Annotated in this window: 14 protein-coding genes; 5 read left to right on the forward strand and 9 right to left on the reverse strand. The window is 67.7% G+C overall.

Annotation, left to right across the window (positions count from 1 at the left end):
- Positions 1-12: 12 nt before the first annotated feature.
- Genes FB547_RS18320 through FB547_RS18330 form a run of 3 tightly spaced genes read left to right on the forward strand, consistent with a single transcriptional unit; the run spans position 13 to position 3,103 of the window.
- Positions 13-738 (forward strand): phosphatase PAP2 family protein, encoded by a 726-nt coding sequence (locus FB547_RS18320; protein ID WP_145744669.1) that lies wholly within the window; start codon positions 13-15, stop codon positions 736-738.
- Entirely contained in the window at positions 725-1,294 is a 570-nt protein-coding gene (locus FB547_RS18325; RefSeq protein ID WP_145744670.1) for a phosphatase PAP2 family protein, read from the forward strand. The genes FB547_RS18320 and FB547_RS18325 overlap by 14 nt, the downstream gene beginning before the upstream one ends.
- Positions 1,295-1,351: 57 nt before the next feature.
- Positions 1,352-3,103 (forward strand): phosphoethanolamine transferase, encoded by a 1,752-nt coding sequence (locus FB547_RS18330; protein ID WP_145744672.1) that lies wholly within the window; start codon positions 1,352-1,354, stop codon positions 3,101-3,103.
- Between the two features lie 12 nt (positions 3,104-3,115).
- Here FB547_RS18330 and FB547_RS18335 read toward each other — a convergent pair whose 3' ends face one another.
- The 5 genes from FB547_RS18335 to eat all read right to left on the reverse strand — a co-directional run bounded on the left by FB547_RS18335 (position 3,116) and on the right by eat (position 8,843).
- A complete protein-coding gene (locus FB547_RS18335) occupies positions 3,116-3,697 on the reverse strand; it encodes a peroxidase-related enzyme (protein WP_145744674.1) in 582 nt (193 codons plus the stop codon).
- A 192-nt stretch (positions 3,698-3,889) separates the two neighbouring features.
- Positions 3,890-5,149 carry an HAD family hydrolase gene (locus tag FB547_RS18340; protein ID WP_145744676.1) on the reverse strand — a complete coding sequence of 420 codons (1,260 nt, stop codon included), beginning with the start codon at positions 5,147-5,149 and terminating at the stop codon, positions 3,890-3,892.
- Between the two features lie 85 nt (positions 5,150-5,234).
- On the reverse strand, positions 5,235-6,017 hold the full coding sequence (eutC, locus tag FB547_RS18345; RefSeq protein WP_145744678.1) for an ethanolamine ammonia-lyase subunit EutC: 783 nt from the start codon (positions 6,015-6,017) through the stop codon (positions 5,235-5,237).
- Entirely contained in the window at positions 6,014-7,408 is a 1,395-nt protein-coding gene (locus FB547_RS18350) for an ethanolamine ammonia-lyase subunit EutB (protein ID WP_145744679.1), read from the reverse strand. The genes eutC and FB547_RS18350 overlap by 4 nt, the downstream gene beginning before the upstream one ends.
- 13 nt (positions 7,409-7,421) lie before the next feature.
- Positions 7,422-8,843, reverse strand: a complete 1,422-nt coding sequence (eat, locus tag FB547_RS18355) for an ethanolamine permease (RefSeq protein ID WP_145744681.1) — start codon at positions 8,841-8,843, stop codon at positions 7,422-7,424.
- Between the two features lie 154 nt (positions 8,844-8,997).
- On the opposite strand from eat, the gene FB547_RS18360 reads away from it, so the two are divergent.
- Positions 8,998-9,375 (forward strand): FKBP-type peptidyl-prolyl cis-trans isomerase, encoded by a 378-nt coding sequence (locus FB547_RS18360; protein ID WP_370878910.1) that lies wholly within the window; start codon positions 8,998-9,000, stop codon positions 9,373-9,375.
- Positions 9,376-9,414: 39 nt separating this feature from the next.
- On the opposite strand, the gene FB547_RS18365 is transcribed toward FB547_RS18360, so the two are convergent.
- On the reverse strand, positions 9,415-10,167 hold the full coding sequence (locus tag FB547_RS18365; protein WP_145744684.1) for a glucose 1-dehydrogenase: 753 nt from the start codon (positions 10,165-10,167) through the stop codon (positions 9,415-9,417).
- A 125-nt stretch (positions 10,168-10,292) separates the two neighbouring features.
- Here FB547_RS18365 and FB547_RS18370 point away from each other — a divergent pair, with 125 nt between their 5' ends.
- Positions 10,293-11,210 carry a LysR family transcriptional regulator gene (locus FB547_RS18370; RefSeq protein ID WP_145744686.1) on the forward strand — a complete coding sequence of 306 codons (918 nt, stop codon included), beginning with the start codon at positions 10,293-10,295 and terminating at the stop codon, positions 11,208-11,210.
- Between the two features lie 13 nt (positions 11,211-11,223).
- Here FB547_RS18370 and FB547_RS18375 read toward each other — a convergent pair whose 3' ends face one another.
- The 3 genes from FB547_RS18375 to FB547_RS18385 form a co-directional block, all read right to left on the reverse strand.
- Positions 11,224-12,822 (reverse strand): glucan biosynthesis protein, encoded by a 1,599-nt coding sequence (locus FB547_RS18375; protein WP_145744688.1) that lies wholly within the window; start codon positions 12,820-12,822, stop codon positions 11,224-11,226.
- A 216-nt stretch (positions 12,823-13,038) separates the two neighbouring features.
- Positions 13,039-13,884: a class I SAM-dependent methyltransferase gene (locus tag FB547_RS18380; protein WP_145744690.1), complete on the reverse strand. Its 846-nt coding sequence runs from the start codon at positions 13,882-13,884 to the stop codon at positions 13,039-13,041.
- Positions 13,885-14,000: 116 nt separating this feature from the next.
- Positions 14,001-15,509 (reverse strand): CoA-acylating methylmalonate-semialdehyde dehydrogenase, encoded by a 1,509-nt coding sequence (locus tag FB547_RS18385; RefSeq protein ID WP_145744692.1) that lies wholly within the window; start codon positions 15,507-15,509, stop codon positions 14,001-14,003.
- Position 15,510 lies beyond the last annotated feature (1 nt).

The raw sequence follows: 15,510 nt of genomic DNA on the forward strand, positions 1-15,510 counted from the left end.
TTCTCTGTTCTCATGACGCGTGTCCCCAATCATCCAAATCCCTCGAATCTCCGCCTGGGAGCACTGACCTTCCTTGCATTGGTCCTGCTGCTGGCGTGGGACGCCACCGGAGGCGATCTCGCGCTGGCCCGCCTGGCGGGCACCCCCGTGGGCTTTCCGTGGCGCGACAACGCCTTCCTGGTGCATGTGATGCACGAGGGCGCGAAGGACCTGAGCTGGCTGTTCGTGATCGCGCTGTTCGCCGCCATCCGCTGGCCGCTCGGCGTCCTGCGGCAGCTGCCGGTTCGCGCCCGGGCGCAGCTGGCATTCACCGTGCTGCTCTCGGTTGTGGCCATCAGCCTGCTCAAGCATGCGAGCCACACGAGCTGCCCCTGGGACCTGAAGGAATTCGGCGGCGCGGCCAGCCATGTGTCGCACTGGGCATGGAAGGTCTATGACGGCGGCGCGGGCGGGTGCTTCCCGGCGGGCCACGCTTCAGCGGCCTTCGCCTATGTGGGCGGCTATTTCGTGCTGCGCCGGGTATCGCCGCGCGCCGCCATCCTCTGGCTCTGCGCGTCGCTGGCCGCGGGGCTGCTGCTCGGCCTGTCGCAGCAACTGCGGGGGGCCCACTACATGAGCCACACGCTCTGGACCGCCTGGATCTGCTGGGTGGTGGGCTTTGCCATCGACCTGGCCGCCGCACCCCGCGCTTTGCGGTTGGCCGCAGCCGAACCTGCTGTGCTGCATGCAGGCCCTTGATGCCGCCCTGTTCGCGCTGATCAACGCCAGTGCCGCGGCACCGGCGTGGAGCATCCATTTCGCGCGCTTTGCCTCCGACGTGCTGCCGGCCTTGCTGGCCACCGCGATCATCGGTGCGGCGGTGATCGACCGCCGCCTGCGCTATGCCTGCTTCACCGCGCTGGTCAGCGTGCTGGCGGTCTGGATCTTCGTGAACGTGTTCCGCTCGGCCATGCCGTTCCAGCGGCCCGCCTTCTACGGCCTGGGAATCCAGTGGGCGCCGCAAGGCGCGCGGCCGGGCTTTCCGAGCCTGCATGCCGCCTGCACCTTCGCTGCGGCGTTTTCGCTGTGGTGCCTGCCGTGGCGCGCGCCCATGCTGGCCGCGCTGGCGGTGGCCGCGGTGGTCGGATGGAGCCGCGTGTTCCTCGGACTGCACTTTCCGCTCGACGTGGTCGTGGGGGCGATGCTCGCCGCCCTGATGTCGATCGTGGTGGAGCGCGGCCTGAGCCGGCCGCTCAACCTGGCGCTCAGGGCCTTCATGCGGCCCCGCTTGAGGGCGAGGCGGGCGCGAACCTGAACGCCGGCTGAACGCGCAATTCAGGCTGGCTTCAGTTGCGCTTCTTACAGTCGGTAGATGTCATTTTCAAGAATCGGGCCCACGCCGGGGCGGGACGTGGGCGTGCCGGCGTCCGGCGCTTCCTTCCTGGCGCCCGCACGTGCGCTCTGGGCGCACATCGACCTCTGGCTGGCGCGGCCACGCTCGGCGCAGAGCGTGGTCGTCTGGCTCGCCATCTACCTTGCCCTGGCCGCCAACTGGCCGCTCTGGAACGAACTGGCGCGCATCGGCGGCGCACCCAGCACCTACCTGCCCACGAGCGCCGCCATGGCGGTGCTCATGGTGTGCGCCACGGTCGCGCTGCTGTCCTTCACGGCCTGGTCGCGCTGGATGAAGCCCTTGTGGTTCGCGGTGGTGCTGCTGGCCGCGTTCGTGCAGCACTACATGCTCGAGTACCGCGTGGTGATGGACCCGACCATGATCGCCAATGTGCTGCAGACCGACCCGAACGAGGCGCGCGACCTCATGAGCTGGCGCATGGCCTACCACGTGCTGCTGGTGGCGCTGCTGCCGGCGCTGGCGCTCTGGCGCGCGCGCATCGTGCCGATGCGCTTCGTCTCCAAGCTCTGGCGCAACGCGGCGCTGCTGCTGCTTTCGGTGGTGGTGGCGCTGGTGGCTGCGGTCTCGATGAACCGGCAGCTCGCGCCGCTGATGCGCAACAACGTCCACCTGCGCTACATGATGAACCCGGTCGCGAGCCTCTACTCGGCCGGCTCGGTGGTCATCAGGCCGATGTTCAAGCGCAGCCGCAAGCTGATTCCCATCACGGCCGGAACGGCGCTGGGCGCGAGCTACGCGGGCCAGGCGCGGCCGCCGATGTTCGTGCTGGTGGTGGGCGAGACGGCGCGGGCCGACCACTTCGGCCTCAACGGCTATGCACGCAACACCACGCCCGAGCTGGCGGCGCGCGGTGTACTGAGCTATCGCGACGTGCATTCGTGCGGCACCAACACGCTCGCCTCGGTGCCGTGCATGTTCTCGCCGCTCGGCAAGCAGGGCTACGAGTCGCGCAGCGACGACTACGAGAACCTGGTCGACGTGCTGCAGGCCGCCGGACTGGCGGTGCTGTGGCTGGACAACCAGGCCGGCTGCAAGGACGTGTGCACGCGCATTCCCAATGCCTCGGCTTTCGACAGCCTTTCGCCCGCGCAGAAGAGCGCGCTGTGCGACGGCGAGGAATGCCTGGACGACGTCATGCTCAAAGGCCTGGACGCGCGCATTGCCGCGCTGCCCGCCGAGCGCCGCGCGAAGGGCGTGGTGCTGGTCATGCACCAGATGGGCAGCCACGGGCCGGCCTACTACAAGCGCTCGGCGCCGGAGGTCAAGCGCTACCTGCCCGAGTGCAAGACCAATGCGCTGGCCGAGTGCGGCCACGCGGAGCTGCAGAACGTCTACGACAACTCGATCGCGCAGACCGACCATTTCCTGGGCCAGACCATCGACTGGCTCAAGGCGCAGTCGAGCCAGTACGACCCGGCCTTGCTCTACGTGAGCGACCATGGCGAGTCGCTCGGCGAATACGGCCTGTTCCTGCATGGCGTGCCCTACAGCTTCGCACCCGAGGCGCAGAAGCACGTGCCGATGGTCACCTGGTTCGGTGCCGGCATGAGCGAGCGCCGCAAGCTGTCGCGCGCGTGCATGGAGGCGGGGCTCGACACGCCGCTCACGCACGACAACCTCTACCACACGGTGCTGGGGCTGATGGACGTGAGCAACCCCACCTACAAGCCCGCGCTGGACGCGCTCGCGTCCTGCCGGGGCAAGGCCTGACCCCCGCGCGGTCTATTTCTTCTCGCGCGGCAGCCGCCCCATCAGGAAGAACTCGGTGTTCGGCTGCATGCCGCTGAAGCTCGCGAGGCGGTTGCTCAGGCCGAAGAAGGCGGTGATGGCGGCGATGTCCCAGATGTCCTCGTCGTCGAAGCCGTGGGCGTGTAGTGCGGTGAAATCCGCGTCCTCGACTTCGTGCGAGCGTTCGCAGACCTTCATCGCAAAGTCGAGCATGGCGCGCTGGCGCGGCGTGATGTCGGCCTTGCGGTAGTTCACCGCCACCTGGTCGGCCACCAGCGGCTTCTTCTCGTAGATGCGCAGCAGCGCACCGTGCGCCACCACGCAGTAGAGGCACCGGTTGGCCGCGCTGGTGGTACTGACGATCATCTCGCGGTCGCCCTTGGTGAGCGAACCTTCCTCCTTCAGCATCAGCGCGTCGTGGTAGGCGAAGAAGGCGCGCCACTCGGCCGGGCGGCGCGCCAGCGCGAGGAACACGTTGGGCACGAAGCCGGCCTTTTCCTGCACTGCGAGGATCGCGGTGCGGATGTCTTCCGGCAGGTCTTTCAGCTCGGCGAGGGGGTAGCGGTCTGTGGCCATGTCGTCTCCGGTGCGGGTTGTCTCGATGGGCCATCATAGTTTTTACTACGATGACGTATGACCCGCGGCCCACGCGACTGGCGCAGCCAATGCCAGGAACACCGCGGAACCGGCTTCGCCGGGCCGCTGGTGTTGCCCCCGGTGAGGGGGAGGGAGAAGCGACACGAAGTGCGCGAAGCCTGGGGATGAGCCTTATTTCAGTGCCTTGCCCTGGGTTGCGCCGAGCGGCGTGTGCAGCTGTGAAGCCACCCACTGGCCGGTGTTGTCGTCGCGGCCCTGCAGCAGGTAGCGCGTGTCGGGCTTGCCGTAGTTCTGCACCGCCATGGCCGAGAACTTGCCGATGTCGGTCTTGGGGTCGCGCAGGCGGTTCACGATCAGCACCTTCTTCGTGTCGGCGAAGTCGGCCATCATGTTCTGGTCGCCCTCGCTGTCGCCGGCAATGAAGCTCGGGCCGTAGCCGTACTTGCTGACCAGGAAGCGCTGGATGTTCTTGGTCTTGCCGGGGCCCTGGGTCTGGTCGTAGCCGTGGCGGTACTCGGGCTGGATCACGCCGTTGGCGTCGCGCTCCAGCTCCATTGCCAGCACGCGCTCGGGCGGGTTGTTGTAGCCGAAGGCGGGGTTCGAGGAAATCTCCTTGATCACGTCGACGAAGGAGGCCGAGCACACCCACACGTCGAAGCCTGCGTTGCGGAACGCGGCATACAGCTCCTGCATCTCGGGCTGCAGCCGCAGGCCGTTCTTCCAGCTGACCGAGACCACGCCGGCCTGGCCCGGCAGCGCGGCCGGCGAGGTCCATTTCACCTTGGCCACGGGCTCCTTCAGCTGCCAGGCCACGGTGGCGGCCGTGAGCTTGCGCACCTGGGCTTCGGTCATGCCGGCGAAGAGGTAGGTGACCCAGGGGTAGGCGGTGTCGTGGTCGAAGGTGTCGCCGATGGCTTCATAGAGAAAGCGCACCTTGGTGGTGAAGGCGATGTAGTGCGGGCTCAGCTTCACCGCGGCCAGCGGCTGGCTGCCCTTGAGGCCGCTGTAGTTCTGGTAGAGCCAGGTGTAGCTGGCCACGATGTCGGGCACCACGCGGTCGATGTTGACCGGCTGGCCGGCCGCATTGTTGTAGGCGGGAAGAAAGTCCTTCTTCGGGATGTTCTTGCGCAGCGCCACCTCGAGCTGCGCCGGCGTGGCGCCGAAGACCAGGTTCTCGAGCTGGTAGATCAGCGAGGCTTCCTCGATGTCGAGGAACACGCTGGTGTTGTCCCAGTCGAAAACCACATAGGGCGGCCTGGCCGCGTTGTAGCCCGGGCTCGACTTGCCGAGGCTGGCGATCAGGCCTTCGATCTGCGCCCGGTTGAAGGCGTCCCAGTGGCCGGTGTTCAGGCGCTGGGAAGGCACGCTGGCGCAGCCGGTGGCGACGAGCGCCGCGGCCAGGGGGGTGAGAAGGACGAGTCGGCGTTGCATTGTTTTTGACCTTGTACTTGTGCAGGGATGAACCAGGCCGCGAGCGTACGGAACGCTCGTGACAATTTGGCAAGGGGCTTGGCGCTCAGCGCGGCAGCGGTGTCGCCTGGCGTGATTCGAGCACCGCGAGATCGCTCTCGTCCTTGAGCCCGACGCCGGTCAGCCCCCGGCGTAACGCCTCACGCATCAGCCATGCCAGCTTGAACGCGGCGGCTTCGCAGGGCAGGCCTTCGGGGCGCACGTTCGAGATGCAGTTGCGCTCGGCGTCGTGGCGGCCGCGTTTCGGCGAATGGGTCAGGTAGATGCCGAGGCTGTCCGGCGAACTGAGCCCCGGGCGCTCGCCGATCAGCATCACCGAGAGCGCGGCGCCGAACAGCTCGCCGACCTCGTCGGCCAGCGCCACGCGCGCCTGGGTGGCGATGACCACGGGAGAGAAGCGCGTCTCGGGCGGCAGCTGCGCGCGCAGCGCGGCCAGCAGCGGCGCGGCATGGCGCGCCACGGCGAGCGAGGAAAGGCCGTCGCCGACGACGAGGCACACATCGCAATCGCTTGTCGCGGCGGTTCGCAGGCGCTGCGCATCCGCGGGGTCGAGCTGGCGGCCGAGGTCGGGGCGGCGCAGGTAGGTGGTGCGGTCTTCGGCGCGGCTGCGTGCCCGCATCACCTGCCAATGCTGTTGTTGCAGCGTGGCTTCGAGTGCATCGACGTCGAGCGCCGCATGGATCGCATCGCGCGCCATCGCATGGGCCCAGCCGAAGCGCAGCGTCTCGTCGGTCGGCATGCCGGCGCCGGCGCGGCCCAGCGCGAGGCGCGCGGGGGTGGCCGAACGCCATTGCGCCCAGGGATTCGGCGTGACGGCGTCCTTGCTCATGGCGCGAGCGCGGCGAGCCCGCTCATGTCCGCCAGCAGGCGGTTGGCCGAAGGCGGCGCGAGTTGTCCCGCGGCATCGGTGATCTGCATGCGCTGCAGCCAGGCCTCGAACTCAGGGGCACGCTTCAGGCCCAGCGTCTGGCGCAGGAACAGCGCGTCGTGGAACGAGGTGCTCTGGTAGTTGAGCATCACGTCGTCGGCGCCCGGAATGCCCATGATGAAGTTGATGCCCGCGGTGCCCAGCAGCACCAGCAGGTTGTCCATGTCGTCCTGGTCGGCCTCGGCATGGTTGGTGTAGCAGATGTCGCAGCCGATGGGCAGGCCCAGCAGCTTGCCGCAGCAATGGTCTTCGAGGCCGGCGCGGATGATCTGCTTGCCGTCGTACAGGTATTCAGGCCCGATGAAGCCGACCACCGTGTTGATGAGCAGCGGCTTGTAGCGCCGCGCCAGCGCATAGGCGCGCACCTCGCAGGTCTGCTGGTCGACGCCGAAGTTGGCATTGGCCGACAGCGCGCTGCCCTGGCCGGTCTCGAAATACATCACGTTGTTGCCGACCGTGCCCCGGTTCAGTGCCAGTGCCGCGGCATAGGCTTCGTCCAGCAGCTCGGGCGTCACGCCGAAGGACAGGTTCGCCTTCTCGGTGCCCGCGATCGACTGGAACACCAGGTCCACCGGCGCGCCGGCCTCCGCGAGCTTGAGCGTGTTGGTCACGTGCGTGAGCACACAGCTCTGGGTGGGGATCTCGAAGCGCTGGATCACCTCGTCGAGCATGTGCAGCAGGCGGCCGAGCACCTGCATGCTGTCGGACACCGGGTTGAGGCCGATCACCGCGTCGCCCGCGCCGTAGAGCAGCCCGTCGAGCGTGGAGGCCGCCACGCCGCGCAGATCGTCGGTCGGGTGGTTGGGCTGCAGGCGCACGGCCAGGTGGCCGGGCAGGCCGATGGTGTCGCGGAAGCGCGTGACCACGCTGCATTTTTTGGCGACCGACACCAGGTCCTGGTTGCGCATGAGCTTGGACACGGCTGCCACCATCTCGGGCGTGAGGCCCGGTGCCAGTGCCGTCAGCGCGTCGGTGGTGGCCTGCTCCGAAAGCAGCCAGTTGCGGAAGTCGCCGACCGTGAGGTGGGCCACCGGCGCAAAGGCCTGCGCATCATGGGTGTCGATGATGAGACGCGTGATGTTGTCGCTCTCGTAGGGAATCAGCGCTTCGCTCAGGAACTGCCTGAGCGGCGTTTCGGCCAGCACGTGGCGCGCCGCCATGCGCTGCTGCGCGGTGGCCGCGCCGATTTCCGCCAGGTAGTCGCCCGAGCGCGCCGGGCTGGCCACGGCCATGACCTGCTTCAGGTCGTCGAAGGCGAAGACCTGGCCGGCGATGGTGGTGCGGTAGCGCATCTTTCCTTCCTCTTCACAGAGTGCGCGTTGAGGAAAGCATCTCGTCGGGCGCCGCCGCCTTGCGCTGCGCCGAGGTCAGCAGGAAGTAGCCGTAGGCCAGGGCCATCAGCACCACGAACAGCAGCGTGAGCATGGCGTTGAACCAGACCATGGCACCCAGGCAGACCACCCCGAGCCCGAGCGCAATCGCCGGAAACACCGGATAGAAGGGCGCGCGGTAGGCGCGCAGCAGGCCGGGCTCGCTGCGGCGCAGCTTGAAGAGCGCGGCCATCGAGATCAGGTACATCACGATGGCGCCGAGCACGGCCATGGTCACGATGTTGGCCGTGAGCGTCTGGCCGCCGAACTGCACCCACTCGTCGCTGAAGATGGCGACCACGCCGATCACGCCGCCCGCCAGCAGCGCGCGGTGCGGCGTGTCGAAGCGCGGGCTCAGGCCCGCGAAGTAGCGCGGCAGGTAGCCCGCGCGCGCCAGCGCGAAGATCTGGCGCGAATAGCCCATGATGATTCCGTGGAACGAGGCGATCAGGCCGAAGAGGCCGATCCACACCAGCATGTGCAGCCAGCCGCTGTTGTCGCCCACCACCGCCTTCATGGCCTGCGGCAGTGGGTCGTTGATGTTGGCGAGCTTGCGCCAGTCGCCCACGCCGCCGGCGAAGATCATCACGCCGAAGGCCAGCACCACCAGCGTGACGATGCCCGTGGTGTAGGCGATGGGAATGGTGCGGTGCGGATCGCGCGCTTCCTCGGCGGCCATGGCCGCGCCCTCGATGGCCAGGAAGAACCAGATCGCGAACGGTATCGACGCGAAGATGCCCGAGATGGCCGCGCCGTTGAGCACGCTGCCGCCGGCCCAGCCGTTGGCAACGAAGTTGGCCATGGTCCAGCCCGGCGTGACCACGCCCATGAACACCAGCAGCTCGACGATCGCGAGCACCGTCACGAACAGCTCGAAGGCCGCCGCAATGCCGATGCCGATCCAGTTGAGCGCGATGAAGATCACGTACGCGCCCAGCGCGAACCACTTGGGGTTGATGCCCGGGAACTGCACGTTGAGGTAGGCGCCGATGGCCAGCGCGATGGCCGGCGGCGCAAAGACGAACTCGATCAGCGTGGCAAAGCCCGCCACGAAGCCGCCGGTCGGACCGAAGGCGCGCCGCGCATAGGCAAAGGGGCCACCCGCATGCGGGATGGCGGTGGAGAGCTCGGTGAAGCTGAAGATGAAGGTGGTGTACATCGTGGCCACCAGCACCGTGGCCACCAGGAAGCCGAGCGTGCCGGCGGTGTTCCAGCCATAGCTCCAGCCAAAGTACTCGCCCGAGATGACCAGGCCCACGGCGATGCCCCAGAGCTGGACGGGGCCGAGGACCTTCTTCAGGTGGCCGGTGCCTGCGGGAACAGCGGCTGCGGCCGGCGTGACTGCGGTGGACTGCATGGGGCTTCCTCCTTTTGCGGATGTTGACAGTGCGTATCCGGCAAAGCAAGGCCCGTTCCACCGCTGGCCATAATCGTGCCTTTCCAATCTCCCGAGGTGTTCAGTGAAGTCTTCCTCTTCTTCCTTGTCTGTCTTCTGTGCCGTCCTGGTTTCTCTGTGCGCGGTGTCCTCCGCCTGGGCGCAGTCGGCACCCGTCACCACGCCGAGCGGCCTGGTCTACCAGTCGCTGAAGGAAGGCACCGGTGCATCGCCCGCCGCCACCGACGTGGTCAAGGTGCACTACCGCGGCACCTTTCCCGACAGCGGCAAGGAATTCGACAGCTCCTACAGCCGCGGCGAGCCGACCGAGTTTCCGCTCAACGGCGTGATCCCCTGCTGGACCGAAGGCGTGCAGAAGATGAAGCCGGGCGGCAAGGCCAAGCTGACCTGCCCGCCGGCCATCGCCTATGGCTCGCGCGGCGCAGGCGGCGTGATTCCGCCGAATGCCACGCTCAACTTCGAGGTCGAGCTGGTTTCCGTCAAGAAGCGCTGAACCGGAGTGCTCGGTTCGTGAGCCTGGGGCGGGGCGTGCCTATATTTGCGCCATGCCTCCGTCGACGAAGAGCTCCGCTCCGTGCACGAAGCTGCTGTCGTCGGAGGCCAGGAATACCACGGCCTTGGCGATCTCGTCGGGCGTGCCTACCCGGCCAAGTGGAATGTTCTGCGCCTGTCCCTCGATGAAGCCTTTCACCTGTTCCGCCGTGAGGCCCAGCAGGTCGTAGGCCGGGGTAGGCACCACGCCGGGACTGACCGCGTTGACTCGGATGCCGGCATCCTTCAGGTCCACCGCCCAGCTGCGCGCGAAGCTGCGCACCGCCGCCTTGGTCGCACTGTAGACGCTGAAGGCGGGCGTGCCCTTGATGCTGGTGATCGATGCGTTGAGGACGATCGACGCGCCCTTCGGCATCAGCGGCAACGCCTTCTGCACGGTAAAGAGCAGGCCGCGCACATTGGTGCCAAAGATCTTGTCGAAATGCTCTTCGGTGATCTGGCCCAGCGGCAGCAGGCTGCCGCCGCCTGCGTTCGCGAAGAGCACGTCGAGTCGGCCCTTTTGTTCCTTGATGGCGGCATAGAGCCGATCGAGATCGGCGGTCTTCGACACGTCGCCGAGCACGCCGGTCACGTTGCGGCCGATGGTTTTGACGGCTGCGTCGAGCTCGGCCTGGCGGCGGCCGGTGATGAACACGTGGGCGCCTTCGGCCACGAAGCGTTGCGCGGTGGCAAGGCCGATGCCGCTGGTGCCGCCGGTGACGAGGGCGATCTTGTCGCTGAGCTTGAGGGTCATGGTTTCCTTCTTCCTTGATGGCTGCAATGCAGCGTTGACGACGGAACGAAGTTTGGGCGCGACCCGCTCGCGGACCAAGACGCCTCGGAGGATATGTTTATTCACGAATCACTAATAATCCAGCGATGGACCAGATCACCGCCATGCGCGTCTTCGCCAGGGTGGTCGAGGCGGGCACCTTCACCCGCGCGGCCGACTCGCTGCAGATGCCCAAGCCCACCGTGACAAAAATGGTGCAGCAGCTCGAGACGCATCTGCGCGTGAAGCTGCTGCAGCGCACGACGCGGCGCGTGACGGTCACGCCCGAGGGCGCGGCGTACTACGAGCGCACCGCGCGCGTGCTGGCGGAGCTCGAAGGCATCGAATCGGACCTCACCAACGCACAAGCCAATCCGCGCGGGCGGCTGAGGGTGGACGTCGGGTCCTCCTTTGCCAACATGATCCTGATTCCACAACTGCCGGCGTTTCATGCGCGGTATCCGGAGATCGAGCTCGAGATCGGCGTGAGCGACCGGCCCGTGAACCTGATCGGCGATGCGGTCGACTGCGTGATCCGTGCGGGCGAACTGAGCGACCAGTCGCTCGTGGCGCGCCGCATCGCGACCTTGCGCTTCGTGACCTGCGCGACGCCGGCCTATCTGGAGCGCCACGGCATGCCGAAGACGCCGGCGGACCTCGGCGACGGCACGCACCGCGTGGTGGGCTACTTCTCGTCGCTGAGCAACCGACCGATTCCGCTGCGCTATGTGCGCGGCGACGAGCGCATCGAGATCCATGGCCACACCGTGGTGGGCGTGAACGAGAGCACCGCGCACCTGACGGCCATGCTCACCGGCATGGGCGTGGCGCAGACCTTCGACGTGATGGCTGCTCCGTACCTCGCGAGCGGCGCACTCGTCGAGATGTTGCAGGGCTGGGCGCCGCCGCCGTATCCGCTGCACGTGGTGTATCCCCCCAACCGGCACCTGAGCGCGAAGCTGCGGGTGTTCGTCGATTGGGCGGTGGAGCTCTTCGCGCCCTACAACCAGCCGGGCAGGCGCTGAAGTATCGGCGGCCTCAGGCTGGCTGGTACTGGAACAGCCAGGTTTCGGTCAGCGTCTTGTCGCCGGTCTTCAGGTAGAGCCGCATGTCGATCGGCTCGTTGCCTTCGGGCGTGAAGTCGAACTGTGCGCGCCAGTGGCCCGGCACACCGTTCGGCACGGCCTCGGCAAAGACGTAGGAGAACTTGCCGCGCGGCGCCGTCAGCACCAGCTCGGGCTTCACGCCGAAGGGCACGGTGGTGAGCGGCTGCCCGACGAACTCCACCATGAACTTGCGCACGCCCGGCGGGCGCGGCTGGCCGGGCTGTCCGCCGCGTCCGATGCGCGTGGCCACGCAGCGCGCGAGCGGCGAGGGAAAGGGCTCCTGATCGGTCCAGTGCAGCCGGTACTGCAGGCTGTAGCTCGCGCCCGCCTTGGCCTCGGCCTTGGGCACCCAGAAGGCGACGATGTTGTCGTGGATCTCGTCGTCGGTCGGGATCTCGATCAGCTGCACCGAGCCTTCGCCCCAGTCGCCCAGCGGCTCGATCCAGAGGCTGGGGCGCTTCTCGTAGTTGACGCCGTCCTGGTAGTTGTCGAACGCACGGTCGCGCTGCAGCAGCCCGAAACCGCGCGGCCGGGTGTCCGCAAAGGCCGAGGCGCGCGTCTGCGTCGGGTTGTTGAGCGGGCGCCAGATGCGCTCGCCCGCGCCGTTCCAGATGGCCAGGCCGTCGGAGTCGTGCACCTCGGGGCGCCAGTCGATGGCGGTGGGCTTGATGGTCTCCGAGTACCAGTACATCGAGGTGAGCGGCACCAGGCCCAGGCGCGACACGTCGCGGCGCAGGAAAACGCGTGCGTCGATGTCCATGATCACGGCCTTGCCGCGCTGCATCACGAACTTGAACACGCCCGTGACGCTCGGCCCTTCGAGCAGCGCGTAGACGGTCATCGATGTGGTGTTGTTCGCAGCCGGCGTCTCGAAGTAGAAGCGCGTGAAGGTGGGGAATTCCTCGGGCTTGTCGGGCACCGCCACGTCGAGCGCAAGGCCACGCGCCGACAGGCCGTACTGGTAGAGCTCGCCGATCGCGCGGAAGTAGGAGGCGCCCAGGAAGGCCACCCAGTCGTTCTTCTGCCAGTCGAGCTTGCTCTGGTCGCCCAGGCGGCTTTCCTGCAGCCGGAAGCCCGCAAAGCCAGCGCCGGCTGGCAGCGCGCGCGCCGGGCTGTCGGGCGGCATCGAGAAGTACGAAGGGCTGTAGAGCACCTCGCGTGCGAAGGCGTCGCCATCGGAATTCTCTAGCACGTGCATGCGCACGGGTGTCTGGAAGAAGCGGCCGAGGTGGAAGAAGGTGACGGGAAAGGCGCCCGGGCCGTCGCGGAAGAGGGCGTTGGCCGGGTCGAACTTGATCTTGCCGTGTGCGTCGTAGTCGATCTTCTCGAGCACCTCGGGTGCGAGCGGCGCGGCCGCGGCATAGGGCTGCCCGGCCAGGCGCCTGGCCTGCGCCACGAGGCGGTCGAACGAGAAGGGCGAAGGCTGGCTCAGCTTCAGGCCGTTGGCGGCCAGTGCCTCTTCGGGCAGTCCAAGGGCGGCGAGTGCGGCGGCGGCACCACCTGCGGCAAGGAAGGATCGGCGATCAAGCATGTGTTTCTTGAGGGTTGCGGTCTTGGGAGTACGTCGTGGAGTACGAAAAGGAATGAGCGGAAGGCGATGCGGCCGGGGAAACCATCCTAATGCAGCCGGCGCCCTGGATTTTCCGCGCACAGGAGCGACGAGCATGCCGCGGCCGCGGGGTTTGGCGCGTCAGCCAAGCTGCGCAGCGCGAGCCGGACAAGGCCGGGATTTGAGAAATTTGTGCGTTTATGTATCGGCGCTGTCGGCCACGCCCAGCGCGTAGACGGCATAGAGCGGCAGGCCGAGCAGCATCAGCACCAGTGGCGCGAACAGGGTGTAGGCCAGGCCGCTGCCTTCGAGCACCCGGTAGGTGGCATCGAGCCGCAGGCGCGGATGGGGCTGCGTCAGCTCGGCGGTCTTGCGCAGCCCCCAGTGGAACTCCGCCCCGGTGGCGCGCAGCGAGGGATGCTGCGCGGCGCGGCCCACGGCAAGCCAGCAGACCGCATCGAAGGCCAGCACCGAGCCCGCGGGCGCGCGTTCGCCGAAGGTCGCAAGCACGGCCTGCGCCTGCTGCGGCTGAAGGTACATCAGGACGCCTTCGGTGAAGAGGAAGACCGGCTGCGCCTGGCGCTTGCGCGGCAGTTCGAGCGCGTCCCACCAGCGCGGCGATGTGAGGTCGAGCTCGCGCGCATCGTGGCGCGGGTGGGTCTCGGGAATCAGCTCGCGGCGCAGCGCCATCACCTCGGGCAGGTCGGCATCCGTCATGCGCGACCTTCCGTCGTCCAGCCACTGGAAGTAGTGGCTCAGGCCGCAGCCCATGTTCACCACGCGGCCGCCCGGATGCTGCTTGAGGAACTCCTGCGCGAGGCCGCGGAAGCGCCGCGTGCGGCTCAGGATGCTGTAGATGGTGGTCCGGTCCTCGGGCAGCGGATGGCCTTCGTCGCGGATCTTCTCGAGGATCGAGGCGGCGTAGGCGTCGCGCACGGCCATCTGCGGAAACATCGCGTCGCCCGAAGCGCGCGCGGCGAGCGGGATCCGCAAGGTCGACGGCACGGCCGACAGGCTTCGCGCGGCTCTCTTGCTTGCTGTCATGGGCGCAGGCACCGGTTCATGCGCAAGTCTGGCCGCTCCCACGCCGCGGAGCAAGTCAGCCTTTCGTTAGCCCGCGGGCAGGCCGGCATGCCCCGTGCCGGCCGCCGCTGCATCTTCTACTTGGCGGTGGGCATCACGAACTCGGCGCCCTTGCCAATGCTCTCGGGCCAGCGCTGCATGATCGACTTCTGCTTGGTGTAGAAGCGAACGCCTTCCTCGCCATAGGCGTGCATGTCGCCGAACAGGCTGCGCTTCCAGCCGCCGAAGCCGTGCCATGCCATGGGCACCGGGATCGGCACGTTGATGCCGACCATGCCCACCTGGATGCGGCGGCTGAATTCGCGCGCCACGTTGCCGTCGCGCGTGAAGCAGCTCACGCCGTTGCCGAATTCATGGTCGTTGACCAGGTCGACCGCGTCCTTGAAGCTGGCCACGCGCACGCAGGAGAGCACCGGGCCGAAGATCTCTTCCTTGTAGATGCGCATCTCGGGCGTGACGTGGTCGAACAGCGTGCCGCCCATCCAGAAGCCGTCGCCGCAGCCGTCGCCAGCCTTGCTGCCATCGAACTGGCGGCCGTCGACCAGCAGTTTCGCGCCTTCTTTTTCGCCCTGGGCGATGTAGCCCGTGATGCGCTCGTGCGCCGCGCGCGTGACGATCGGGCCCATCTCGGCCGCGAGGTTCTCGCCGTCGAGCACCTTGAGCGTCTTCGTGCGCTCGACGAGCTTGGGAATGATCTTGTCGGCCACGTCGCCCACCAGCACCGCCACGCTGATGGCCATGCAGCGCTCGCCGGCCGAGCCGTAGCCCGCGCCGATCAGCGCATCCACCGTCTGGTCGATGTCGGCGTCGGGCATCACCACCATGTGGTTCTTTGCGCCGCCGAGCGCCTGCACGCGCTTGCCGTTGCGGGCGCCGGTTTCGTAGATGTAGTTGGCAATGGGCGTGGAGCCCACGAAGCTCACGGCCTTGACGTCGGGGTGCTCGAGCAGCGCATCGACCGCCACCTTGTCGCCCTGCACCACGTTGAACACGCCGTCGGGCAGGCCCGCCTCCTTCAGCAGCTCGGCCATGCGCAGCGACGGGGTCGGGTCGGTCGGGCTGGGCTTGAGCACGAAGGTGTTGCCCGCGGCAATGGCCACCGGGAACATCCACATCGGCACCATCACCGGGAAGTTGAAGGGCGTGATGCCGGCGACCACGCCGAGCGGCTGGCGCAGCGTCCAGTTGTCGATGCCGGTGGAGACCTGGTCGGTGAAGTCGCCCTTGAGCAGCTGCGGGATGCCGCAGGCGAACTCGACGATGTCGATGCCGCGCGAGACCTCGCCCTGCGCGTCGGTGAACACCTTGCCGTGCTCGGCGGTGATCATGTGCGCGAGCTCGTCCTTGTGCAGGTTGAGCAGCTCCAGGAACTTGAACATCACGCGGGCGCGGCGGATCGGCGGCGTGTCGGCCCACTTGGGGAAGGCGGCCTGCGCGGCGGCCACCGCGGCATCGACGTCGGCCTGGGCGGCCAGCGCCACCTTGCCCGTGACCTTGCCGGTGGCCGGATTGGTGACGTCCTGCGTGCGGTCGGAGGTGCCGGCGGCGTGCTGGCCGCCGATGAAATGCGCGATCTGTGTGGTCATG

The sequence above is a fragment of the Variovorax beijingensis genome, assembly GCF_007828835.1.
Classification (GTDB): domain Bacteria; phylum Pseudomonadota; class Gammaproteobacteria; order Burkholderiales; family Burkholderiaceae_C; genus Variovorax; species Variovorax beijingensis_A.